This is a genomic window from Sinorhizobium fredii USDA 205 (assembly GCF_001461695.1).
Lineage (GTDB): Bacteria > Pseudomonadota > Alphaproteobacteria > Rhizobiales > Rhizobiaceae > Sinorhizobium > Sinorhizobium fredii.
Window position 1 is genome coordinate 299759 of record NZ_AUTC01000146.1, and the last position, 22626, is coordinate 322384.

17 protein-coding genes are annotated in these 22626 nt (G+C 63.2%); 6 read left to right on the forward strand and 11 right to left on the reverse strand.

Annotated features, from left to right (window positions below):
* The 4 genes from N181_RS19740 to N181_RS19755 form a co-directional block, all read right to left on the reverse strand.
* Window positions 1–2361: a SpoIIE family protein phosphatase gene (locus N181_RS19740; protein ID WP_037428874.1), complete on the reverse strand. Its 2361-nt coding sequence runs from the start codon at window positions 2359–2361 to the stop codon at window positions 1–3.
* Window positions 2358–3536 (reverse strand): class I SAM-dependent methyltransferase, encoded by a 1179-nt coding sequence (locus N181_RS19745; protein WP_037393192.1) that lies wholly within the window; start codon window positions 3534–3536, stop codon window positions 2358–2360. The genes N181_RS19740 and N181_RS19745 overlap by 4 nt, the downstream gene beginning before the upstream one ends.
* Window positions 3533–4051, reverse strand: a complete 519-nt coding sequence (locus N181_RS19750) for a hypothetical protein (protein ID WP_014331560.1) — start codon at window positions 4049–4051, stop codon at window positions 3533–3535. Before N181_RS19750 ends, N181_RS19745 begins: the two co-directional genes overlap by 4 nt.
* 100 nt (window positions 4052–4151) lie before the next feature.
* On the reverse strand, window positions 4152–5846 hold the full coding sequence (locus N181_RS19755) for a putative bifunctional diguanylate cyclase/phosphodiesterase (protein ID WP_037428875.1): 1695 nt from the start codon (window positions 5844–5846) through the stop codon (window positions 4152–4154).
* Between the two features lie 353 nt (window positions 5847–6199).
* On the opposite strand from N181_RS19755, the gene N181_RS19760 reads away from it, so the two are divergent.
* Window positions 6200–7432 carry an HlyD family secretion protein gene (locus tag N181_RS19760; RefSeq protein WP_037428878.1) on the forward strand — a complete coding sequence of 411 codons (1233 nt, stop codon included), beginning with the start codon at window positions 6200–6202 and terminating at the stop codon, window positions 7430–7432.
* Window positions 7414–9408, forward strand: a complete 1995-nt coding sequence (locus N181_RS19765) for a glycosyltransferase (RefSeq protein ID WP_037428880.1) — start codon at window positions 7414–7416, stop codon at window positions 9406–9408. The genes N181_RS19760 and N181_RS19765 overlap by 19 nt, the downstream gene beginning before the upstream one ends.
* Window positions 9409–9418: 10 nt before the next feature.
* Here N181_RS19765 and N181_RS32040 read toward each other — a convergent pair whose 3' ends face one another.
* Window positions 9419–9625, reverse strand: a complete 207-nt coding sequence (locus tag N181_RS32040) for a hypothetical protein (protein WP_080577324.1) — start codon at window positions 9623–9625, stop codon at window positions 9419–9421.
* A 340-nt stretch (window positions 9626–9965) separates the two neighbouring features.
* Here N181_RS32040 and N181_RS19770 point away from each other — a divergent pair, with 340 nt between their 5' ends.
* Window positions 9966–11006, forward strand: a complete 1041-nt coding sequence (locus tag N181_RS19770) for a LacI family DNA-binding transcriptional regulator (protein WP_037393186.1) — start codon at window positions 9966–9968, stop codon at window positions 11004–11006.
* Between the two features lie 78 nt (window positions 11007–11084).
* Here N181_RS19770 and N181_RS19775 read toward each other — a convergent pair whose 3' ends face one another.
* The 6 genes from N181_RS19775 to N181_RS19800 form a co-directional block, all read right to left on the reverse strand.
* A complete protein-coding gene (locus N181_RS19775; protein WP_037393184.1) occupies window positions 11085–12143 on the reverse strand; it encodes a carbohydrate ABC transporter permease in 1059 nt (352 codons plus the stop codon).
* Between the two features lie 2 nt (window positions 12144–12145).
* On the reverse strand, window positions 12146–13135 hold the full coding sequence (locus tag N181_RS19780; protein WP_037428883.1) for a carbohydrate ABC transporter permease: 990 nt from the start codon (window positions 13133–13135) through the stop codon (window positions 12146–12148).
* Between the two features lie 2 nt (window positions 13136–13137).
* Window positions 13138–14241: an ABC transporter ATP-binding protein gene (locus N181_RS19785; protein WP_037428891.1), complete on the reverse strand. Its 1104-nt coding sequence runs from the start codon at window positions 14239–14241 to the stop codon at window positions 13138–13140.
* A gap of 113 nt (window positions 14242–14354) precedes the next feature.
* Window positions 14355–15689 (reverse strand): polygalacturonase PglB, encoded by a 1335-nt coding sequence (gene pglB / locus N181_RS19790; protein ID WP_037434829.1) that lies wholly within the window; start codon window positions 15687–15689, stop codon window positions 14355–14357.
* Entirely contained in the window at window positions 15686–16780 is a 1095-nt protein-coding gene (bglB, locus tag N181_RS19795) for a beta-galactosidase BglB (RefSeq protein WP_037428899.1), read from the reverse strand. The genes pglB and bglB overlap by 4 nt, the downstream gene beginning before the upstream one ends.
* Before the next feature lie 13 nt (window positions 16781–16793).
* Window positions 16794–19313 carry a hypothetical protein gene (locus tag N181_RS19800; RefSeq protein ID WP_037428902.1) on the reverse strand — a complete coding sequence of 840 codons (2520 nt, stop codon included), beginning with the start codon at window positions 19311–19313 and terminating at the stop codon, window positions 16794–16796.
* A 197-nt stretch (window positions 19314–19510) separates the two neighbouring features.
* Between N181_RS19800 and N181_RS19805 the strand changes: the two genes are divergently transcribed.
* The 3 genes from N181_RS19805 to kduD all read left to right on the forward strand — a co-directional run bounded on the left by N181_RS19805 (window position 19511) and on the right by kduD (window position 22491).
* On the forward strand, window positions 19511–20788 hold the full coding sequence (locus N181_RS19805) for an ABC transporter substrate-binding protein (protein ID WP_037393181.1): 1278 nt from the start codon (window positions 19511–19513) through the stop codon (window positions 20786–20788).
* Between the two features lie 90 nt (window positions 20789–20878).
* Complete coding sequence (gene kduI, locus N181_RS19810) at window positions 20879–21727, forward strand: 5-dehydro-4-deoxy-D-glucuronate isomerase (protein WP_037393180.1); 849 nt, start codon at window positions 20879–20881, stop codon at window positions 21725–21727.
* Window positions 21724–22491 carry a 2-dehydro-3-deoxy-D-gluconate 5-dehydrogenase KduD gene (kduD, locus tag N181_RS19815; RefSeq protein ID WP_037428894.1) on the forward strand — a complete coding sequence of 256 codons (768 nt, stop codon included), beginning with the start codon at window positions 21724–21726 and terminating at the stop codon, window positions 22489–22491. Before kduI ends, kduD begins: the two co-directional genes overlap by 4 nt.
* The last annotated feature ends 135 nt before the right edge of the window (window positions 22492–22626 follow it).

The window sequence follows — 22626 nt, forward strand, 5'->3', positions numbered from 1 at the left end:
CTACCTGTGTCTCATCACTACGACTGTTATATCATCGTGGATCTTCTGTGTGCCGATATGCGCCATCAGATCCTCGATAATTCCTGCTTTGACTTCCTCGGCGCTCTGGCCATGGCGACGACGCGCGCTTTCGCAAAGCCTCTCTATTCCGAAGAGCTCGCCGTCCAGTCCCTCTGCCTCGGTCACGCCATCCGTGTGGAGGATGATCATGTCGCCCTGGGCGAAGGCAATCTCCTGCGTCGCCACGAAGGGCGAAATATCGGGCTCCAAGCCAATCGGCAGGCCGAGGTCGAGTGTGTCGATCCGTTCGACGCACCCGCCGCTCCTGACGACGATGAGTTCCTCGTGCTGGCCCGAAAGCATCAGACGGCTGCCGTCATAGTCGAGGAAGGAAAGGGAGAGATGCTTGTTTGCGTTGGTTCTGACGATGTTCTTGTAAAGGGCGCGATTCACCCGGTTGAGGAACTGCGACGGGTCCATGTCGCCCGCCTCCTGCAACGCCCGCGCCACTGATTGAACCATCAGCATCAGCACGCCGCTTTCCAGGCCGTGGCCGGTCACGTCGCCGATGCCGATCTTCAGCCGCTCTCCGTCCCTTAGCACGTCGTAATAGTCGCCACCGACTTCGTCGGCGGGCCGCATGTAGGCGGCAATCTCGACGGCGGGAATTTCCTCGAGTTCACCGGCCTTCGGCAGGACCATCATCTGGATGCGGCGGGCGACGGCCAGTTCGGCGCCGAGGCGCAGGTTCTCGCTGCGCAATTGCTCGTTGAGCGCCGAGATCTGCAGGTTTGCCTCTTCGATCTCCTTCGTCCGGTCTTCGACGAGCTGCTCCAGGTTCTCGGTGTGGTAGCTGATCTGCTCGGCCATGCGGTTGAAGGCGGCGCCCGCTTCGCCCACCTCGTCGCGTGTCGGAATATCCACCCGGACGGAATAGTCCTTGGTCTGGATGCGCCGGGCCGCGTCGGCGAGCGCGCTGATGCCGCCGGTGATGCGCTTCGATATGGCGAACACCGCCGAAGTGACGAAAAGCAGCGACACGAGCAGCGCCAGGACCTGGTAAATCAGGATCCTGTTGGTCGCTTCCGTGATGCCGGCCTGCGCGGCGAAGAGCGAGGCATAGATCTCCCGCTCCGGCACGACGACGCCGAGCAACATGGACTCACGACGAACGGGGCCGGAGACCCACAGGTTCGACGGCTGCAGCTGTTTCAGGACGACGAGGTAGGGGACCTTCTCGCCGTTTTCATCGAGCAGGACATGCTGCAACAGGCCGTCCTGGTCCAGCGGCAACTTGGCGATTGCGGCCTGCGCGCTGTTGCGCAGCGAGCGATCGAGACCCGTCACGCCCCCGCCGCTGGTGTCGCTCGATGACTGAAGGCCGATCACCTTTTCGCCGACCGGGTTGATGGCGACTACATTGCCGTCCGACATGGTGAGGAAGCCGAAACCATTGTCGGCGACCCGGACGTTCTCGACGATCTCTGCCAACTGGTCGAGGGTGATATCGGCGCCGGCGGCACCCGCAACCCGGTCGCGGTCGCGCGACCATAAGGGCTGGAAGAAGCTGACGATCAGCTTGCCGGTGATCGCATCCGTATAGGGCGCCGTCTGGGTAATGTCGCTATTCACCGGGCGGGACGCGGGGTTCTTTGCCCACTGCTCCCACGAATCGTAAAGACCCGGAAAGAAAAACGGCCAGAACTCGGCCTGGTTATGGCCCGGATAAAGCCGGTCAAAGGTCTGGGCCTGATCCGTGTAGGGGGCGGTCCGAAAGATCGGCCGCTCCTTCGGGCCGATATAGTACATCTGCAGCTTCGATTGACCGTTGGCCAAGAGGCTTGGAGCGACCAGGTCGAGGACCGCGCTGTTCTCGATGTCCGTCTGAACCTCGGGCAAGGGGACGTGGTTGGCATCGAGCAGATATCCCCAGACGCTGACGACCGACAGCGGACCGGGGCGGTTCTGGGCCCATCCGCCTTTTTCGTCATAGGTGACGGTCACGGTGCCGGGGGCGCCGCGTGCCATTGCCTCGCCGATTTGCGACTCTCTAACGGGACGGTCGATCTGCGCCTGGAGTACGCCGGCAAGCGTGCCGACGTCGGAGTGCACCTGGTTGAGAAGCAGGTTGACGCGAGCGGCGGTCGTTTCCGCATAGGAGCGGATATAGTCCTGGTTCGCCTTCTCCAGGCCCTGGCCGACCTCTGTCGTGGCATCGCGGGACAGGCGTTGCACATTGAAGAGGGCCAGTCCCCCGGTCACGAGCAGGTCGAAGAGCACGGCGCCGCCGACGACAAGGATGAACTTGGCGCGGAAGGAGCGCAAACCGAGGCGGGTGGTCCCTTGGTCGAACGGCTTCATAGCGGCTTGCGCCCGGATGCTGCCCAGATCGGCCAGCCAGCGTAGCCCTTGGGGTGGAGGGCTGCGAAGATGTGATCGCGGAAGCCCTGGCGGAAGCGCTCGATGAATTCCGCAGGATCGCCACGCTTCACGGCCATCTCGCCGGCATATACATTCTCCCAGGCGGTAATGACATCGGCGAAGTCCTGCGGGTCCCCGTCGTGATTGGTGACCATGAAGGATTCGACGAGGATGTCGTCAAATCCCGCATCGGCGAGATAGCGGCGGCTCTTCGGCCCGAGTTCCACATCCATCTCGAAATGGCTGAACAGCTTGGCAACCTCGTTATAGGTCCATTGAATGCTCTGCGCTCGCGGCTCGCCAAGGCAGTGCGAATTCTTCTCGTTGGTGATGTACACGCGTCCGCCCGGCTTGCAGATCCGATAGAGCTCCTTCAACAGCAGGTCGGGCTGGTTGAAGATCTGCAGCGAGTGGCGACAGGTCACCAGGTCGAACTGATTGTCCTCGAGCAGCATCTCGGATGCGTCCCCATAGGAGTATTCGATATCCGAGATGCCGAAATTCTTCGCTACGTCGCGGGCATAGGCAAGGCTTGCCTTGGAGTGGTCGAGGGCCACGATGCGTGCCGGCTGGAATTCCTTGCGCACCAGCACGGCGAAATCGCCGATGCCGCAGCAGATGTCGGCCATGACGATCCCCGGGCGCATGCCGTGACGCGGCAGGATCTTGCGCTCGTGGCGCCACGTCATCTTGGTTTGCGTGCGCAGGATCGGAATGAAGCTGGTGTCCTCGACGAAGCTCTGGCCTGGATAGAATTTCGAATCGTAGACCTCGACCCTGATCTGCGGTTCGATCTTGCCGAGATGCCGAAACATCCGTTCGGTCCAGCCGACGACGCTCGATGTGACGACGACGAAGCGGATATCGGAACGCGTGCGGCAGGCGTCCAGAACCACGCGCGAAAAGGCGTGGAAGGCCGTATTGTTCATCTGCGCGAGGCGCTTCACGTTGATGTAGAGGACGCCGCGTGCCTCGTCGATGGCGTTCCTGAACATCGAAATGCTGTGAGCGATCTCGTCGACGGAGCGCGGCCGGATGACACCGGCAAAGGAGAACTCCTGGCTGTTGGCGTCGAACTCCGCCTGGAAGGGCGCTGCAAGCATTGCCGTACTCAACTCACTATTCCTTCAAGGGGGAGATCCACAATGATGGTGATCGACGGCGGGGCTTCTTCTTCGAGACGAATCTCGGCATCAAAATTGATCGCCAGGTCCAGGAGGACGACCTCCCGGCTTGGTCCAAGGTCGGAGGAAAGAGCGTCCAGATAACGGGCGTATGCGTCGTTCCTGTGAGTTCTCGCGACCGCTTCGCGGAAGAATTGTTGATGGCCGGGCGGGCATGGGAAGGAGAGCTTCACGCGCTCCTTGGGACCTTGCCGATAGACAGCGCAGCCGATGCGACCCTCCGGCGAGCCGCCGCGAAACGATACCTCCAGGAGCTCGTTGAGGGCAGAGGAGAAAAAATTCGAGTGCCGCAGGGGATCCGTCCGATTATGACTGATCATCCGCGCCATGTAGGTCGACAACTGATCGCAATGCTGCCAATCGGACAGGAAGGTCCCCATCTCCATCTCGAACTGGAGCAGCGGCTCGTACTTCATTTCCGCTGGCTGCCTTTGGGCTGCGTTCATACTGCTTTCTCCGACTACATGAGCGAGTCCTGATTCGCTCGCTCCCATGACTATAGCCGACCGGCTGCGTTGGCCAGAACTCTCTGGCCGTTTCAAGCCGTCAGGTCCTGAGAGCCCCCGCCATGGGCACGGCCGCCGACTTGCGCAGGAAATCGCCGATCGCGGCTGCCGGGAGCGGGAAGCCCAGGAAATAGCCCTGCAGCCGGTCGCAGCCCTCCTTCTGAAGCCAGGCGGCCTGTCCTTCAGTTTCGACGCCCTCGGCGGTGACGTCCATGCCAAGACCGTGGGAGAGCGCGATGATCGACCGGACGATCGTCTGGCTCTTCTCGTCGTGCTCAAGATCCTTGATGAAATACTGGTCGATCTTGATCGTGTCGAACGGGAAGTTCTTCAGGTAGCTCAGCGACGAATAGTAGGTGCCGAAATCATCGAGGGAAATCTGGACACCCAGCAAGCTCAAGGTGTTGAGCGTATCGAGATTGTTGGTGGTGCGCTCGAGCAGCACCGACTCGGTGATTTCCAGTTCGAGCCGGTCGGCGCGGATGCCGGTCAGGTCGAGGATCTGGGCGACGCGATCCGTAAGGCCCTCGCGCAGGAACTCCGCCGGCGACAGGTTGACCGCGACGGTGAAATGGGACGGCCAGGTCATCGCGGCCCGGCAGGCCTGCTCCAGCATCCACTGGCCGATCTCGCTCATGAGACCGTCGGCCTCGGCCATCGGAATGAACACGCTCGGCGGGATGATGCCGACCAGCGGATGGCGCCAGCGCAACAGCGCTTCGAAGCCAACCACCGAGGCGCGCGGCTTCACGAAGGGCTGGTATTCGATGAAGAACTGTCCCTCCTGAAGGGCCGAGCGCAGGCTGCGACGCAGCATTTCGCGCTGCTCGAGCACGATCAGCATCGAGCGGGTGAATGTCCGTGCCCGGCCCCGGCCATCCTTCTTCGCCGCATAGAGGGCGATGTCAGCGGCTTTCATCAATTGCTCGATTTCGTTGCCATCCGCAGGTGCGATGGCGATGCCGACGCTCGCTCCCACGAACAGGTTGATGCCGTCGACGGTGAACGGATCCTTGAAGGCGTTGACGATTGCCTCGGCGAGGCGCTCCGCCTCCCTCGGCTGGTCGAATTTCCATTGAATGACGGCGAATTCGTCGCCGGCCAGCCGATAGGCAACCTCGCGCTCCCGCAATACGCCCTTTATCCGCTCTGCCGCCATCTTGAGAACGGTGTCGCCGGCGCCGTGCCCGAGCGTATCGTTGATCGGTTTGAAGTCGTCGAGGTCGATCTGCATGAGCGCCAGTTTCGCCCCGCTCGGCACCGGCAGCGTGGCCCGCAACTGATCGCTGAACTGCCGACGGTTCGGCAGTCCGGTCAACACGTCATGGGTTGCCTGGTGAAGCAGGAGCGCGCGGTCGCTCTCGCTCTGGCTGGACGTCTCGCGGCAGGTGGAGTCGCTTTCCGCTTCCGCGACGCCGATGCCGTGCGCGGTGCGAAAGACCACCAGTGTGCGGTGGACGCGGCCTCTCGCGTCGGTGATCTCGATGCTGCGCGGAATACCGTTCGCCACGACGTAATCGACCGCGGTCTTGGTCTTTGGTGCCAGCAATTCCGGGTAGACGTGCCAAAGGGTCGTCTCCACCAGCGTGTCGACCGCATAGGCTTTCCTGTGCTTCGCCGTACAATCGACGAGATGGAAGCTCTCGTCGTAAAGGGAGACGAGCTCGTCGGTATGGGCGAGAAAGTCGCTCTCGGCGGAAGATGAGGCAGACTTCGTCGCATCCGTGTCAGGCATGCCGGCCTCCGTTGCCGTTCTATTTGCGCTCGTTTGAAGGGTGCCGCAAACGGCGGCAGTATCGCATTGTCCCCATTCAGTATTGTCGCTCAATTCAACCCTTCGTCCAGAAGTTATCGCGGCCATTTTCCCGGTCAATGCCGGGCGTTCGATGAGCAACCGTTTTCTGAAGGTGCCTCCGTCGGCCCGCCCCATCGAAAAACGCTCGGTTTTGCGGGGTTAAAGCTTGGCTTTTTTATGTTCGCACTGCCGAAGCCTGCAATATTGAGGGTTGTTCAACGCTGAATGACGGTAAATTCTGATGCGTGTCAGCATGGATGAGTTTCGCTGGACAACGAGCAGGGACGGCCAAGGTGATCCTCAATCATCGTATTACGCGTATCTCGATCGGCATTCTGCTCCTGGCGCTTGCCATCGCCGTCCTGCTGCCCGGGTTGACCGGCTATACCAGCCTGGATGGCACGGTCAACGCCCGCTTTGCCGTCATCAATGCGCCGATCGATGGCGAGATCGCCAAGCCTCCGCCGCGAATCGGCACGCCGGTGACGGAAGGCGAAACCATCGCGATCATCCGCAACGAGCGCGTCAACCGCTCCATCCTCGCATCGCTTCGCGCAGAGCAGGGCACCGCGCGCGAGCGCGTCGCGGCCCTGCGACGGGAGCGGGACGAACTCGCCCTGCTGCGCGACGAGCTTGCACAACGGCTGGGCGTCTTCCAGAGCGCGACCATCGCCAGCCTCGAACGGCAACTGCGGATTCTCGAGAAACGCGTCGAGGTGTCGCGCGCCCAGGACGTGGTGGCCAAGGTCGACCTCGACCGCCGGCAGGAACTGGAGTCGAAGGGGATCTTCACGCGCAAGATGGTGGAGGCGGCCGAGGCCGCCGGCGCTGCAACGGGCGGCGAGGTCGAGATCAGCAACCTCACCGTCGACTTGCTGCAGCAACGCCTCGATGCGCTCCGCCAGGGCATTTTCGTCATGGGCGATGGCCAGAACGATGTGCCTTATTCCCGGCAGCGCCAGGACGACGTGATCGTTCGTATCAACGATCTCAACACCCGAATAGCAGAGAACGAGACGCGGGCCAGTCAGACCGAGCAGCAGGTGATCGAGGAGGACAAGCGTGTCCGCAATCTCGAGCAGGCCACGGTTCCTTCGCCATTCAGCGGCGTCGTTTGGAGCCGGAACATCGTCGGCGGCTCGAATGTCATCCTGAACAACGAGATGATGCGCATCCTCGACTGCCGTGAACTGTTCGTCGATATTCTCGTTCCCGAGGTCGACTACGACGAGATCTATCCCGGCCGCGAGGCGGAGGTCCGGCTGTTCGGTCGGGCAGAGGTCTTCAAGGGCCGGGTCCAGGCGGTCAAAGGCAGCTCCGCGGTCGTCGAGAAAGACTCGCTTGCCGCCAACGAGCCGCAAACCAACGAGCGCAATGCACGAATCCGCGTCGCGCTGACGCCGTCGGCGCTCAACACCGACTCCGCCAATTTCTGCCAGGTGGGGCGAACGGCGCAGGTGCGCTTCTCGAAACGCAATATCCGTCTTACACAGTGGTTTGAAAGCCTGTGGTTCAATCTCTTCTAGCACTGGCGCCGACCCTCCTGGTCATCGCCTTCTTCCTGCTCGGGCCATCCAATTGGTCGCGTCGTAGAAGCTGGGCGCGGGCGATCACCTGTGCTTTCGTGGCGGTCGTGGCGCTGCGCTACATGGTCTGGCGCCTCACCGAAACCGTTCTGCCCTATCCGAATGACGGCGCCAATTTCTATTGGGTCTGGTTCGTGTTCGCCGTCGAGCTCCTCGCCTTTTCCGAGGTCGTGCTGTTCCTCATCCTGATGAGCCGCTCTGTCGACCGCAGCGCCGAGGTGGACCAACTCGCGTTGAGGTTCTTCGCGCGGCCGGAAAGCGCGCTGCCAAGCGTCGACATTTTCATACCGACCTACAACGAACCTCTTGACGTGCTGGAACGAACGATCGTCGGGGCGCTGGCGCTCGACTATCCGAAGGACAAGCTTGCGGTCTATGTGCTCGACGACGGGCGGCGCGACTGGCTCAAGACCTTCTGCGAGGGGCGGGGCGCCGTCCATGTGACGCGCAGCGACAACGCCCATGCCAAGGCCGGCAACATGAACAATGGCTTGCGGGTCAGCTCCGGCGACTTCGTCGCCGTCTTCGACGCGGACTTCGTGCCATATCGCCATTTCCTCAAGCGGACCTTGCCGTTCTTCCAGGACGAGACCATCGGCATCGTGCAGACGCCGCAGCATTTCTTCAACGTCGATCCGGTGCAATCCAATCTAGGCCTCGAAAATATCTGGCCGGATGAGCAGCGCCTGTTCTTCGACGAGATCGCACCGAGCCGCGACGGCTGGGATGTGAGTTTCTGCTGCGGCTCCTGCTCGATCGCGCGCCGCGCGGCGGTCGATACGATCGGCGGCTTCCCGACCGAGTCGATCACCGAAGACCTGCTGACGACGCTTTCGATGCTCAACAAGGGTTACAAGACCCGCTATCTGAACGAACGGCTGTCGATGGGCCTGGCAGCCGAGAACCTGACCGGCTATTTCGTCCAGCGCGAACGCTGGTGCCAGGGCGGAATCCAGACGCTCTACCTGCATAACGGTCCCTTGCGCGGGCCGGGCCTCTCCCTCTTCCAGAGGGTTATGTTCCTGCCGATGTCCTGGCTGGTGCAATACCTGGTCCGCTTCGCCGTGCTCCTTGTTCCGATCGTCTATCTCTGGTTCGGCGCGCTGCCGCTCTATTTCACTAATGTCGCCGACTATGTTTCGAACCAGGTGCCGCTGCTGACCGCCTATTTCCTGCTGATGCTCTGGCTGGCGCCCACCCGATACCTGCCCCTGGTCTCCACCGCCGTCGGGACGTTCGCGACCTTTCGCATGCTGCCGACGGTGCTTTCGAGCCTGATGCGGCCGTTCGGCAAACCCTTCAAGGTGACCCCGAAGGGCAGCGGCAATGAGGAAAACCTGTTCGATGCCTATACGTTTATTTGGATTGCCGCTTTCATCGTCGTCACGGCGGCGGGATTGCTGATCAACATCGTCCCGGAGACCGCGCATATCGAGGGGTCGTTCTCGACGGTCGCGGCGCTCTGGTCGGGCATCAACATCGTCGTGCTCGTCATCGCCTCGCTGATCTGCTTCGAGAAGCCGCGCCGCCTCCTCCAGTCCTTCAAGCTCGATGAAGCCGCGGAGGTCGATGGCGGCGCGGCGCGCCTGGTCAGCCTTTCGCTCGACAAGGCGGTCGTGGCGGTGCCGACCGAAACACGGTTCAAGTCGACGCGCGTCACCCTCAATCTCGATGGCTTCCCGCCGCTTCAGACGGAACTGAAGCAGGTGACGCAGCGGCGCGGCGACATCAGCCGTTCCGGCGACAGGCGGCGCTATTACCTGCATCTCCATTTCGACTTGCGCGGTTTCGAGCGCGACAAGATGATCATCAAGCTCTACACCGGCAACTATTCCCAGGACGTCCCGGACATCGACAAGGTGGCGGTCTCGGTGAACCTGCTGTTGCGGGCCTTCGGGCGAACGCGCACGGCCTAGACCTCTGACCCTAGCTCGGACTTTTTCTACCGTGCGGCGGCGGGCGCTTGTCCAGTTGCAGCGAAAGCTGCACGCCGTGCTTCAGCGTGGGCAGGGGAAGACCCAACTGAATATGTCCGAATGTTTGCCGCCGCCGTTCCTGATCCCGCTCTCGCTGACGGCGGGCCGCGGCGACCGCGGCCATTGCACGCTCGATGACTTGCTCCGTGTGGGTCATTGAAGCCTCCGGATTTGTTCATGTTATGTTCTCACTTGCGAGTAGGCGTGTCAACAGGCCTCAAAGCGGGTTTTGCCTGAAGCGGTTCACCGACGGCATCGCGACCAGAAAGGGCGCCGCTGCGGAAAACAGGTCGTTGATCCCGTTGAACGCCAACGCTTTTAGGCTTGCGGATTGCCGCGCTGGTATGGTTTGAGTTTTGTGCAGAGGCTGCCTCTGCAGCGCCGTGCGTGGGGTCGGGCGCATTTGGGTCGATGCAGCACTTATTGCTGCATCGTTCCATGGGTCGGCTCGGATCACGCGAATCACGCAGCAGCCAGCACGGTGGACGGATCGGATCGTGGATCGAAAAACCAATCTGAAGGACGTCGCGCGCGAGGCAGGGGTCTCGCTCAGCACGGCGTCGCACGCCCTGAACGGTACCGCGCCGCTGACCGTCGAGGTGCGCGAGCGGGTGCTCGAATCCGCCCGTCGGCTCGGCTATCTCGAAAACCGGCGGAAAAAAGCGACGATCGCCACCGTGCGCGTCGTTCTGCTTGCCTTGACGAGTGATGCGGCGCCGCAGAGCGACCTCAACATGGTGAGCTGGACGATCCTCAACGGCGTGCGGCGCGAATGCGAGAGGCGGGGGATCCGCATCGTCCCTTTCGTCAGCGCCAGCACCCGCCTCGATCCCGCCGAGGTTCACCAGGCGGCCGTTGACGAGAACGTCGATGGCATCCTCGTCCTGAACGACGACCGGCCGGAACTCATCCGGGCGCTTTCCATGCTCGAAAAGCCGATGGTCATCCTCAATGGCGAGGATCCCTCGATGCTGGTCGACACGGTGACGGTCGAAAACCGTTTCGGCGCGCGGCTCGGCACCGAGCATCTGCTCTCTCTCGGCCACCGCCGCATCCTGCACCTGACATGGCAGGGGCGCACGACGATCCGCCGGCGCTACGACGGCTATGTCGATGCCCATCTGGTTGCCGGCCTGCCGGCACCGGAGAACATGGTCGTGGTCGCGGAAAGCTACGAGCCGCGCCATGGCGAGCAGGTGATCCGTTCCCTTCTGAAAGCGGACGGCAGGCTCAGGGGCGCCACGGCAATCTTCTGTGCGGCCGATAACCTGGCGCTCGGCTGCCTGGAGGCGCTTGCCGCGGCTGGCATCCGCGTGCCGGAGGATATTTCGGTGCTCGGCTTCGACGACATCGTGCCGGGCGAGTTCAGCACGCCGCCGCTCAGCACCATCCAGATGCCGGCCGACCGCCTGGGCGCCGCCGCCCTTTCGCTGCTCGAGCAACGCCTGATCGCCAACGACCCGCTGCGCCCGGCGCATCGGCTCGAGCTCGGTTGCCGAGTGATCCTGAGGGGCAGTATCGCGCCGCCGCGGAGGTAGGGCGGAAAAGTCACGTATCCTCGGAGGCGCGCAGCGCGGCACCCCTTCTCATCGGACTCGAGCCGCTTCAAGAAGCCCCTACTTCATCCCCGTGCCGGCAATGCCGGTGGTGATGTAGCGCTGCAGGAAGAGGAACACCAGCGTCACCGGGACGAGGCTCAGGAAGGTCATCGCCAGAATATAGTGCCATTGCACAGAGAACTCGCCCTGGAAGGCGTTGAGGCCGACCTGCAGGGTGAAGTTCTCGCGGCTGCTCAAGACGATCAACGGCCAGAGGAAGTCGTTCCACCGCCAGAGCACCGAGAAGATCGCCAGAACGGCGAGCGCCGGGGCGGTCAGCGGCAGGACGATGCGCCAGAAGATGCGGAACTCGCTTGCCGCATCGACCCGCGCCGCTTCGATCAGCTCGTCCGGAATGGTGAGCATGTATTGCCTGAGCAGGAACACGCCGGTCGGCGAGGCGACCGTCGGGATGATAACCCCCCAGAGATTGTCGACGAGGCCGACGCCGACGATGACGAGATAGGCCGGCACCATCACCACCGTGAGCGGGATCATCATCGTCGAGATGATCAGCACGAAGATCGTCTTGTCGCCGCGGAAGCGATATTTCGACAGGGCGAAGGCCGCGAGCGCGTTGACGATCAGCGTCAGGAGCGTCGCGATGAAGGTGACGAAGACCGAGTTCTTGAGGAAGGTCAGGAAGCTGAAGCGGGTCAGCGGATCCGTGTAGTTCTCGGTCGCGACCGTCAGTCGCTGGACCGGAGAAATGGTCCTGGTGTCGACGCTGACGGGCGTCCCGGGATTTTCAGGATCGACCATCTGCGCCTTGAGCCCGATGCGGCGGACCATCGCCATTTCGCGGGTCTCGCCATCGACGGTCACGTTCCAGAGGCTCAGGGGCTTGTCGAAGCCCTGGACCTCCATCTGCACGGCCGCCCGCGGCAGCAGCGTCGGCGGGAAGCGGGTGATCTCCGCCTCGGGTTTGAGCGAGGACATTCCGGCCCAGAGGACCGGGACGAGCACGGCGAGCGTGCCGCCGATCAGCCACAGCCAGGAGAGGACGTCGGTGATGTCGATCCGGCCGGCGCGCCGGGTGCGGGTAAAAAAGCCGATGGCACTGACATTGGCGGACATGATCAGGACTCCACCTTCTTGCCGAGGCGCAGCTGCGCCAGGGTGAGCACCAGAAGCACCAGTCCCATCAGGACGGAGGCGGCCGAGGCGAGCCCGAACAGCCGGAGGTCGCCGGCAAAGGCCATCTGGTAAATATACTGGACGAGGAACGTATTGGCCGTGCCCGGACCGCCGCCATTGGTCAGCACCCAGGCCTCATCGAAGATCTGCACCGAGCGGATCATCAGGAGGATCAAGACGACGAGCAGGTTCGGGCCGAGCAGCGGCAGGGTGATGCGGAACAGGGTGCGCGACGGCGTGGCGGCGTCGATCGCCGCCGCCTCGTAAAGGTCCTTGGGGATTGCCTGCAGTCCGGCGAGCAGGATGAGCGTATAGAAGCCCATGTGGAACCAGACGGAGACCACGACGACGAAAAATCGGGACCAGCCGACGTCGAGAAGGAAAATTTCCGGCGGCACGCCGAGCATCTGCAGGAAGACATTGAGCAGCCCATTGCGATCGAGGAACCATTTCCAGATCAGGCCGATGACGACGGGCGACAGCAGGACCGGATAGAAGAACATCGCCCGGAAGAAGCCGCGTGCGGCGATCGCCCGATTGAGGATCAGCGCCGTGACGAGGGCGACCAGGAGCGTGGCGGCGACATTGAAGCCGACGAACCAGAGCGTGTTCCAGATCGCCGTCCAGAAGAGCGATTCCTCGCAGCTTCCCGGCACGAGATAGCTGTCGCAGGTCATCAGCTTGCGGAAATTGTCGAGGCCGACGAAGGGGCGGTTGGAGATTAAGAGCTCGGTGCCGCCGGTAAAGGCGTAGCCGATGGCGATGGCGATCGGCAGGAAGGTGAAGATGCCGAAGAGCACCAAGTTCGGTGCGAGGAAGACATAGGGCATCCCCCCTTTGCCGATCAGCCGTTCGACGGCGTTGATCGGCGCTTCGAAGAGCGCCATGACGAGGTCGAGCGCGCGGTCCGCGAATCCTGTCGCCCTGGCCATCTTCAGGCCCTCCCGTGCCCGGCGCGGGCGAGCGCCAGCTCGCTTGCCGGATCGAAGACATGCAGGCGGCCTTCAAGCGGCACAATCTTCAGGATGGCGCCTGGCGCGGGCGCGAAATGGCCGGCCTGGTGGACGATGACCTGTTCGGATTGTCCCTGGAGGTTGCCGTAGACGTAGGTCTCGGTGCCGAGGCTCTCATGGTACTGGACCTCGAAGGGCAGGCCTTCGCCGTCGGAAAGGCCGAAATGCGCGGGCCGGACGCCGGCAAGAACCTCCTGTCCTGAGGTGACGGTGGCGGGATCGACGTCACTCCGCAGCAAAGTGCCGTAGCCGACGTCCACCAGAGCGCCGCCATCGTCGCCGATCACGATCCTGCCTTTCAGGATGTTCATGCGCGGCGAGCCGAGGAAGCCCGCGACGAAGAGGTTGCGCGGATGGTCGAAGAGCTCCAGCGGCGTTCCCACCTGCTCGATGCGTCCGGCCCTGAGCACGACGATCTTGTCGGCCATGGTCATCGCCTCGACTTGGTCGTGGGTGACATAGATCATCGTCGTTTGCATCTCGCGATGCAGCTTGGTGATCTCGGCACGCGTCTGGACGCGCAGCGCCGCGTCGAGGTTGGAGAGCGGCTCGTCGAAAAGGAAGATGTCGGGGTCGCGCACGATCGCCCGGCCGATCGCCACGCGCTGACGCTGCCCGCCGGAAAGCTGCTTCGGCCGGCGGTCGAGATAGGGCTCGATGGCCAGCATCCGGGCGGCCTCGGTGATCCGCGCGTCGATCTCGGCCCGCTTGAACTTCAGGTTCTCAAGGCCGAATGCGAGGTTCTTGCGCACACTCATGTGCGGATAGAGGGCGTAGGACTGGAAGACCATGGCGATCTTTCGCTCCGCCGGCGACAACGCGCTGACATCCCGCCCGCCGATGGCGATCGCTCCGGAAGTGACGTCCTCGAGACCGGCGATGATGCGCAACAGGGTCGACTTGCCGCAGCCCGACGGCCCGACGAAGACGACGAACTCGCCATTGTCGATCTGAAGGTTCACGTCGTGCAGGACGTCAACCGCGCCGAACGACTTGTTGAGGTTCTTAAGCTTGAGATCTCCCATCGCCTGCTCCCGGTAGATCACCATGGTTTGGGCCTTTGCCCGAAAATCATGGACGTGATCGAGTCTGATAAGTTGGAGCGGGATGCGGGCGGAAACCGCGCCGCGCCGCGCCGTCAATTCGTCTCTTCGACGATATCCTTTGCATTCCAGCCTTCCGGCAGAGGCGCCGGACGCTTGACCGCCACGTCCTGCGCGGTCAGCCCCTCGACGCCTTTCAGAAAGACCGCCGGCATCCCGCCGGGGTAGTCGGGAAGCCCGACGATCCGACCGTCGGCGCCGCGCGTCCAGGCATTGGCACGCCCCTCCGCCTCGGTGCTCAGGGCGATGTCGGCAAAGGTCGGCCTCAGATCATAGCGAAGGCCGGTGCCGAGCGCCCCGGGCTCCTGGGAAAGCCTGATGCCCCGGAGCGCGACATTGTGGATGCCTGCTTCGGAGGTGGAGACGAGGTTGATCGCTCCCTCCATGCGGCCGGTGATCTCCTCCACGATCAGGTTCTCGACGGCACCCGCGTGGCGCTCCGGGCGGCGATCGACCACTGTCACCGTCAGCGCCTCGCCGGAGCCCCAGAAGCCGTCCGGCGTTTCATGGCAATCGACCTCGACGCGCGAGAAGCGGACGTTTCGCATGTGGCCGCCGTCGCGCGAGAACAGCCCGAGCCCGCGGTTGGAGTCGCTGACTTTGCAATCCTCGAAGACGACATTGTCGAAATCGCCATGAGATTCCGTTCCCAGTTTCAGCGCGCAGCTCAGGCTCGAGACCGTGCAGCGGCGGACGGTTATATTCTCGCACACCCCGATCGCCTTGCTGTCCGGCCCCGCGCTCGTCTTCAGGCAGATGCCGTCATCGGCCGTGGAGATGGCGCAATCCTCGATCAGCACGCGACGGCAGGCGTCGAGCACCATCCCGTCGGTGTTCGGCAGCCGCCGGTCGTTGGTGATCGTGACATTGCGGATCACGATGTCCTCGCAATCAGCCAGATGCAGGGTCCACATCGGCGAGCCCGTTACCTGAAACCCGTCGAGCGCGACGGTCCGGCAGCCCTCGAAGACGACTACGCGGGGGCGGAACTCCGATGGGACGAAAGTGCCGACGGTCGGGTCGTCGCCGGCGATGAAATGTTCGCCACCCGCCTCGATCCGTCCCGGGCCGGTGATCCGCACGTTGTCGCCGTTCCGGGCGACGATCATGCCCCTGTTGGACTTTTCGGCGATGACGCCGACGGTCGTGTCGCGATAGGCTTCATAATCGGGGATGGGGCGAAGCAGGGCGCCTTCGGCCAGATGCAGTTCGACGCCGCTCTTCAGCAGCAGCCCGCCCGCCACGTGTTCGCCGGCCAGTAGCGACACACGGCCGCCGCCGCGGGCGGACGCCGCGTCGATCGCCGACTGGATCTCTGCAGTCGCGTTGCGGCCGGTCGCTTCTATGCTGAACTGCTGCGGCGTCGTCACGACTTTGCGTCCTCCTCGAGAAGGACATCGATCAGCAGCAGCATGGTCAGCGCCTGGCCGTAAGGGGTCGGCAGGTTGGGAATGCGCCGGTAGAAGTCGAGGTCGTGGCCCATCGGGGTTCCGTCCGAGACGCCCTGGACGACGCCTTCCGCGTCGATCTGGCCAAGCACCGCCATCAGGGCGCGATCGGCGTGAGCCCGGTCTTCCTGTTTCAGGATGCCGGCTTCGATGCCGCGCAGGATGCCGTAGGCGATGCCCGCGGTGGCGGAGGTCTCGACAGGCGAGGTAGGGTCGTTGACGAGCGTGTGGAACATGCCGTCGTCGCGCTGATGACGTTTCAGGGCGCGGACCTGGCTGGCAAGCACATTGGCCAGGAACCGCTTGTCGCTCGGGTTGAGCGAGGGCACCAGCTCGAAGAGCTCGGGGATCGCGACGGTGATCCAGGCATTGCCGCGCGCCCAGAAGGCCCTGGCGAAGTTGTGGCGGCCGTTAAAGGTCCAGCCGTGATACCAGAGTCCGGTGGCCGGATCGGAGAGATAGCGCGTGTGTACCATGAACTGGTAGACCGCCTCGTCGATCCAGTCGCGGCGATCGCAGATCACCCCGGCGCGGGCGAGGAACAGGCAGGCCATGAAGAGCGTGTCGTCCCAGAGCTCGCCATCGTTCAGCCGCTCCTTGACGACGTGCTGGAAGCCGCCGTCCTCGGTCTTGGGCAGCTTGTGAACGAGCCAGTCGGCCCAGTCCTCGACAAGGGCGCGGAAGTCGGGCCGATCGACATGCTCGGTCAGGATGACCAGCGGCAGCATCGGCGACGAACTGTTGATCTGGCGCGGCGGCAGGCCGCGGTCGATCTGCCAGGCATACCAGGCGACGAGATCGTCGATTGCCTTGCGATCATCCGTGGCCAGCGCCCGGCGCAGGAAGCCATAGAGACCGACGCCGACTTCCCAATCCCATTCGTCGAACTGGATGCCGCCGGCATGCTCGGCCCCGACGAGGCCCTCCTTGATGCCCTTTAGCCGACTGAAGGCGGCGGCGACCTTGTCGATCTTGGTCTTGAGCGTCGATCGCTCGATGCTGATCTGGTTCATCTGCATGGCCCACTCATGAATAGAAGAGACGGTCCGCCCTATCGGCGAGACCCGTGCTGTCGAAGGTGATTTCGGCCTTTGGTTGTGTGTGCTCGAAGGCCAGAGCTTCCCCGCCGAGTGAGAAGGCGCCGTCATAGGAAAGCCGTAACTCCGGGCGTCCCGGAGGGGTGGCCGAGAGCAGGCGCCGCTCGTGGTCGAAGCCTACGACAGTCGAGAGAATCCGCTCGCGGAAGCGCTGGAAATCGCTGTCGTTGCCGCATCCGATCGCGCCAATCCAGCCGCAGAGGCGCCCCTCGGAGCGGGCCTCCCGTCCGGCGGTGGCACCCGTCGTGACCATGGTGATGCCGTTGGTGGCGTGAAGGGCGGCGAAGCCGGCGCCAGAGCGGACGATCAGCCAGTTGTCCTCGACGAGGATCTCGTCGAGCCCGTCCCGGCCGAGATAGGCGTGCGTCCAGCCGTTGCGATGATCCTGCGTGTCGAAGATCACCAGCGCAAGGTCGCGGAGCTGGGCGACGCGCGGCAGGATGCCGCTGCCCGCCCAGTAGGAGGGCCGCTGGCTGCCCCAGGGGTCGTCCTCGCCCGGATGGTTCACCCAGAGCCGGGCCATCGGGTGGCCCGCAAGGCGGATGTCCATGACATGCTGCTGGTGTCCCTTCCGGCCAGTCTTGTGGTCGACGACGGTCGAAAGCTGTGCCGCCTCGTTCTTGAAGAGAATGAGCTTGCCTTCATCCAGCCCCTGCGCATAGCGGGCCTCGATGGCGCGACCGGGCTCCAGCCGCGCCAGCCGCGAGAGATGGGCCGGCGGGACATAGTTCGAGCAGCAGAACATCGGCAAAGAGGCGACGCCACCGTTCAGCCATCCCTCGCCGAAGGCGACCGCCGCGAAAGGCGCGAGCTCGGTCAGCGGCCCGGCCCGCAGTTCCTTGTCATAGGCCCGCCCCTGCGAGCCCGCCGGCACGCCGACAAGCGTATGGAGCGCGATCATTTCGAAGATCAGGTCGAGCTGATGCCGGGCGCGGCCCGCAAGCTCCGGCTCCGCCCAATGTTCGAGCGCCAGAAGGCCGATAAAGTCGATCGGGTAGTAGGCGGCCGAGTTCCATTCCGCCAGCCCGTGCGCCTCGACGCTGTCGAACCATCGGTGAAGGCGTGCCCTGGCGAGCGCCGCCTGCTCGCGTCCGCTCCGTCCGGAAGCCTCGAACACGGCATCCGGCAGGGACTCACCGGCCAGCAATTGGCTCGCATGGAAGCACAGCACATGGTTCTCGCTCCAGAACCACATGACGTCGTTGCCGGGTTCGTCCACCCAGTAGCGGTAGCCGAGGACTGATGACCGGATCTTCTCGACGGTCTCCGGGCCAAGGCGGTCTCCATAGGCGCGCACCAGCCAGAGTAGCGGCACCATGACGAAGTCGGAGCAATCCTCGCGACGGTCGATCGATCGCAGCGTCGCTGCGATGAGGCGGTCGATCGTTGCCCGGTCGGCGCTGCCGGCAGCAACCATGGCGAGGGCCCGGCCGATGCGTTCGGCGCCGTGAGCGGCGCTGAAATCGAGGGCGGCCTGCTTTCGCTCTGCGATGATCCCGGCTGTTGGGGCCGGCGAAAGCCGGCTGAGGAAGGCGGCGTCGATGACCCGGGTGACGGTGCCTGCACCGGATCCGATCGTCAGCCGCACACCGTGATAGCCGTCCGGAATGCCGAGCGTTTCGGGGATGGCAAGCCGCGTCTCGGCCGCGCCGAGCGTTGCCGCCACCCGCGCCAGAACGGCCCGATCATGGCCGTGGCTCACGACCTCGACGAGCACCGGCAGGTCAACTTCGGGCGGGGCGTCGAAGACAAGCTCGAGCGCCGAACCGACGAAGACATCGCGGCTCGGCCGGACGTCGCGCACGAGCGCGGCAAGACGGCTGACTTCATCGCCGTCGAGGGGGACCGGCAGGACGACCGTCAGCGGGGCCTCATCCAAGAGCTCGAGTTCGAAGAACCAGATTGTGTCCCTTTCGGCGAGATCCTCCGTGTGAAGCAGGATCTCGTTTTCGCCGGCTGCAAGATCGAGCGTCACGTCGGAGGTGCTTTCGACATTGCGGCGGAACGGCTCGAAACGAACCTGCTCCACGCCGTTCACCCAAATGCGGACGCCGCCGCAAGTTCGAAGCCTCAGGTGAAGCCGGCGCGGCGCATCGGTGCGGAAGGTGCCCTTCAGCCAGCGGCGGATATGGGTCGGCACATGCCAGAAGCCGGTGAATTCGACGCGGCGGTTGGAGCCCGGCAGGTTCAGATGCGCGGCCGGCCAGTCGCCGTCCGGCTCGATCGCCCGGCCGACCATCTCGGCCCAGAAGGCTTTGCGGCAGGGCAGGTCGCCGACATCGACGAAGCCGTTGATGAAGCGATAGTTGACGCGGTCTTCCGCCGGCGCCGCGATGCCGGGGAAGTCTCTGCCGCTCAGATCGGAGACGATCCAGGCGGTGATCGTCTCGCCCTTTAAGACCTCATAGGTCGGATCAAGAGACACTGCCGCAACCGGGGAATTGTCCATCATAGACCGCCTCCCGTCGATCGTATGAAAATATTTTCATTTGTGGCGAAAACGGCGTCTAAAGCGCGTCGCCGTGAAGTTGCCTCAAAACAAACAGCTTGACGTTTGTCCTGTCAAGTCGCAAAAAGGTGAAAATCGAATTTGGGAGAGGAGCTCCGGTTCGGTTTGTGAAAATGTTTTCATGAGGAGGAATGCGCATGTCGAAGCTCTTTTCAGGCGTAGGTGCACTGGTATTCGCCGGTTTTGTCGGAGTGGGCGCGGCTCATGCCGAAACCAAGACGATCACCTTCCTGTTCACCGATGACGACCAGGGCTATGTCCAGCGCATGGCCGAACTCAGCAAGGAGTTCGAGAGCACCCATCCAGACGTGAAGGTCAATTTCGTTTCGTCCGGCTATGACGCTGTTGCCAAGCAGCTGCCGGTGCAGCTTGCGGTCGGCGAAGGTCCCGATCTCGCCAAGATCACCGACTGGCAGCTTGCGCCCTATTACCTGGATATGCGCCCCTACATGAAGGATCCGGAGGCTTACGCCAAGCTCCACGGCGCCAGCCTCGAGCAGCTCCGCCTGCCGAACATCAACGAGCCGAACTCCATCAACGGCTATGTGGCGTCGCAGACGCTCAACCTCCCCTTCGTCAACAAGACGCTGTTCGAGCAGGCCGGCGAGCCGCTGCCCGGACCGAAGGCGACGCTGAAGGAAATCGTCGAGGCCTCGGCTCGGGTCGCTAAGGCGACGGGCGTCCAGGTGCCGTTCACCATGGACCGCTCCGGCCACCGCTTCTCGGGTGCGGCCTTCTCCTACGGTTCGACCTATGTGAAGGACGGCAAGTTCAGCTTCCCGGACGAGGCGGCGAAGAAATACATCGCCGACGTCTATTCCTGGACCCAGGATGGCTCCTTCCCCAAGGAGATGTGGGGCGCGGCCGGCGGATCGCAGTACAAGAACATGGGTGACGAGTTCGTCAACGGTAATGTCGTGACCTATCTGGCCGGCAACTGGATGGTCAATCCGTTCCAGACGAAGATCGGCGATGCCTTCGATTGGACGGCGATCAACGCGCCCTGCGGCGAGGCCGGATGCTACGCCATGCCCGGTGCCACGGCGATCGTCGGCTTCAAGCGGACCAAGCATCCCGAGGCGGTGGCCGAGTTCATCGAATTCCTCGGCTCAGAGAAGATCCAGCGGGAAATTGCCGAAAACTACGTCATCCTGACCGGCGCCGACATCAAGGACCCGCAGTACAAGCTTTCCAGCGAGAACGCCAAGTCCGCCATGGCGGTATTCCTGGACAACAAGAAGAACGTGCCGCAGGCGGCGCGCGACTTCGAGCGCCAGAAGGGTGGGTCGGCGATGTACCAGCAGATCGTGCAGCGCATGAGCCAGCTGATCGTCGGCGAACTGTCGCTCGAGGAAACCTACAAGGTCCTGGAGGACGACGTCCGCAAGATCAACGAGGCACGGGCGACGCAGTAAGCCGCCAATCTCATCAAGCCTCCCAGGCTGGACGACGTGCCTGATCGCGGGCACGTCGTCTCTCGCGCTCAAAGCAATAAGAGGAAAGCCATGCAATCGTCCATAACTGTCCGCCACGCGGTTCACTATACGCAGTCGGAAGCGATGACCGGAAGCGAGTTGCGGCAGAACTTCATGATCGAAGAACTGTTTACGCCGGGGAGCGCGAACGCCGTCTACACGCATTACGACCGGTTGCTCCTTATCGGAGTGATGCCGGAGCGGGACGCAATCACCTTGGGCGAGGGTATGTCCCGCGTCGTCGGCGGGGAATTCCTGCTGGAACGACGGGAAATGGGGCTGATCAACATCGGCGGCGCAGGGATCGTGCGGGCGGACGACGCGGTTTTCGAAGTCGGCTTCCAGGACGCGCTCTATCTCGGCATGGGGACCAGGAACATTTCCTTCGAGAGCGCCGATCCTGCGGCGCCCGCCAAGTTCTATATCAACAGCGCACCGGCGCATGCCGCCTTTCCGGCCCGGCATATCCGCAAGGCGGAAGCGATCGAGCTCAACCTCGGCGACGGGCAGACCTCGAACAAGCGGACGCTCTACCAATATATCCATCCGGATGTCGTTGAGAGCTGCCAGTTGCTGATGGGGATGACGCGTCTCGAACCGGGCAGCGTCTGGAACACGATGCCGGCGCACACGCATGACCGGCGCATGGAGGCCTATCTCTATTTCGAAGTGCCGAAGGATGCTTTCGTAGTCCACCTGATGGGGCGGCCGGAAGCGACGGGTCATCTGATCGTCCGGAACGAGCAGGCGGTCATCTCGCCGCCCTGGTCGGTTCATTGCGGCGCCGGAACCTCGTCCTATGCCTTCATCTGGAGCATGGCCGGCGACAACAAGTCCTTCAAGGACATGGACTTCGTGCCGATGGGAGATATCCGATGACCGCTGGCGCCGGCCTTTTCGACCTCTCCGGAAAGCGTGCGCTGGTCACCGGGGCGCGCACCGGCCTGGGGCAGGGCCTGGCTCTGGCGCTTGCTTCGGCTGGCGCCGACATCATCGGGCTGGGGTCGCAGGAAATGCCCGAGACGCGTCGTGCAGTCGAGGCACTCGGAAGGCGGTTCGAAGAGGTCGTTTACGATCTGCGCGACCCGAGCGGCATTGCGGAGATGTTCGCCGGCCTCGTCGAAGACGGCGCGGCGGTTGACATCCTGATCAACAATGCCGGTCAGATTCGCCGGTCCGACTTCACCGATTTCACGGAAGAGGATTGGGACGACGTCCTCAACATCAACCTGAAGAGCACCTTCGTGCTCTCGCAAGCGGTCGTCCGGCATATGCTCGAACGCGGCATCAAGGGGCGGATCGTCAACATCGCCTCGCTGCTCTCCTTCCAGGGTGGAATCCGCGTCGCCTCCTATACGGCCTCCAAACATGCCGTGGCGGGGCTCACCAAGCTGATGGCCAACGAGCTGGCCGCCAAGGGCATTACGGTCAACGCGATCGCACCGGGCTATATGGCGACCGACAACACGGAAGCGCTGCGTAACGATCCGGACCGCTATCGTGCCATTCTCGAGCGAATTCCTTCCGGCCGCTGGGGCGAGCCTAGCGACCTCGACACCGCCGTCCTGTTCTTTGCTTCTCCGGCAAGCGGCTATGTCACCGGGCAGGTTCTCGCCATCGACGGCGGATGGCTGGCGCGCTAGCTTCGGCAGGTTCGCTCTGAAAGGTCAGATTCAAGCCAGTCTTTAATTTGATATTTTCTGTAGATATAATCTGCTTCGCCGGTCATGCTTGCATCGGCGCGGCAAGAGTGTTCGCGCCGGCGGCAACCATCAGGA

Coding starts and splice junctions, on each gene's coding strand:
- N181_RS19800 (WP_037428902.1), bottom strand. CDS start 19,313: ATGGACAATTCCCCGGTTGCGGCAGTGTCTCTTGATCCGACCTATGAG.
- N181_RS32040 (WP_080577324.1), bottom strand. CDS start 9,625: ATGACCCACACGGAGCAAGTCATCGAGCGTGCAATGGCCGCGGTCGCC.
- N181_RS19785 (WP_037428891.1), bottom strand. CDS start 14,241: ATGGGAGATCTCAAGCTTAAGAACCTCAACAAGTCGTTCGGCGCGGTT.
- N181_RS19775 (WP_037393184.1), bottom strand. CDS start 12,143: ATGTCCGCCAATGTCAGTGCCATCGGCTTTTTTACCCGCACCCGGCGC.
- N181_RS19780 (WP_037428883.1), bottom strand. CDS start 13,135: ATGGCCAGGGCGACAGGATTCGCGGACCGCGCGCTCGACCTCGTCATG.
- kduD (WP_037428894.1), top strand. CDS start 21,724: ATGACCGCTGGCGCCGGCCTTTTCGACCTCTCCGGAAAGCGTGCGCTG.
- N181_RS19805 (WP_037393181.1), top strand. CDS start 19,511: ATGTCGAAGCTCTTTTCAGGCGTAGGTGCACTGGTATTCGCCGGTTTT.
- N181_RS19755 (WP_037428875.1), bottom strand. CDS start 5,846: ATGCCTGACACGGATGCGACGAAGTCTGCCTCATCTTCCGCCGAGAGC.
- N181_RS19750 (WP_014331560.1), bottom strand. CDS start 4,051: ATGAACGCAGCCCAAAGGCAGCCAGCGGAAATGAAGTACGAGCCGCTG.
- bglB (WP_037428899.1), bottom strand. CDS start 16,780: ATGAACCAGATCAGCATCGAGCGATCGACGCTCAAGACCAAGATCGAC.
- kduI (WP_037393180.1), top strand. CDS start 20,879: ATGCAATCGTCCATAACTGTCCGCCACGCGGTTCACTATACGCAGTCG.
- N181_RS19740 (WP_037428874.1), bottom strand. CDS start 2,361: ATGAAGCCGTTCGACCAAGGGACCACCCGCCTCGGTTTGCGCTCCTTC.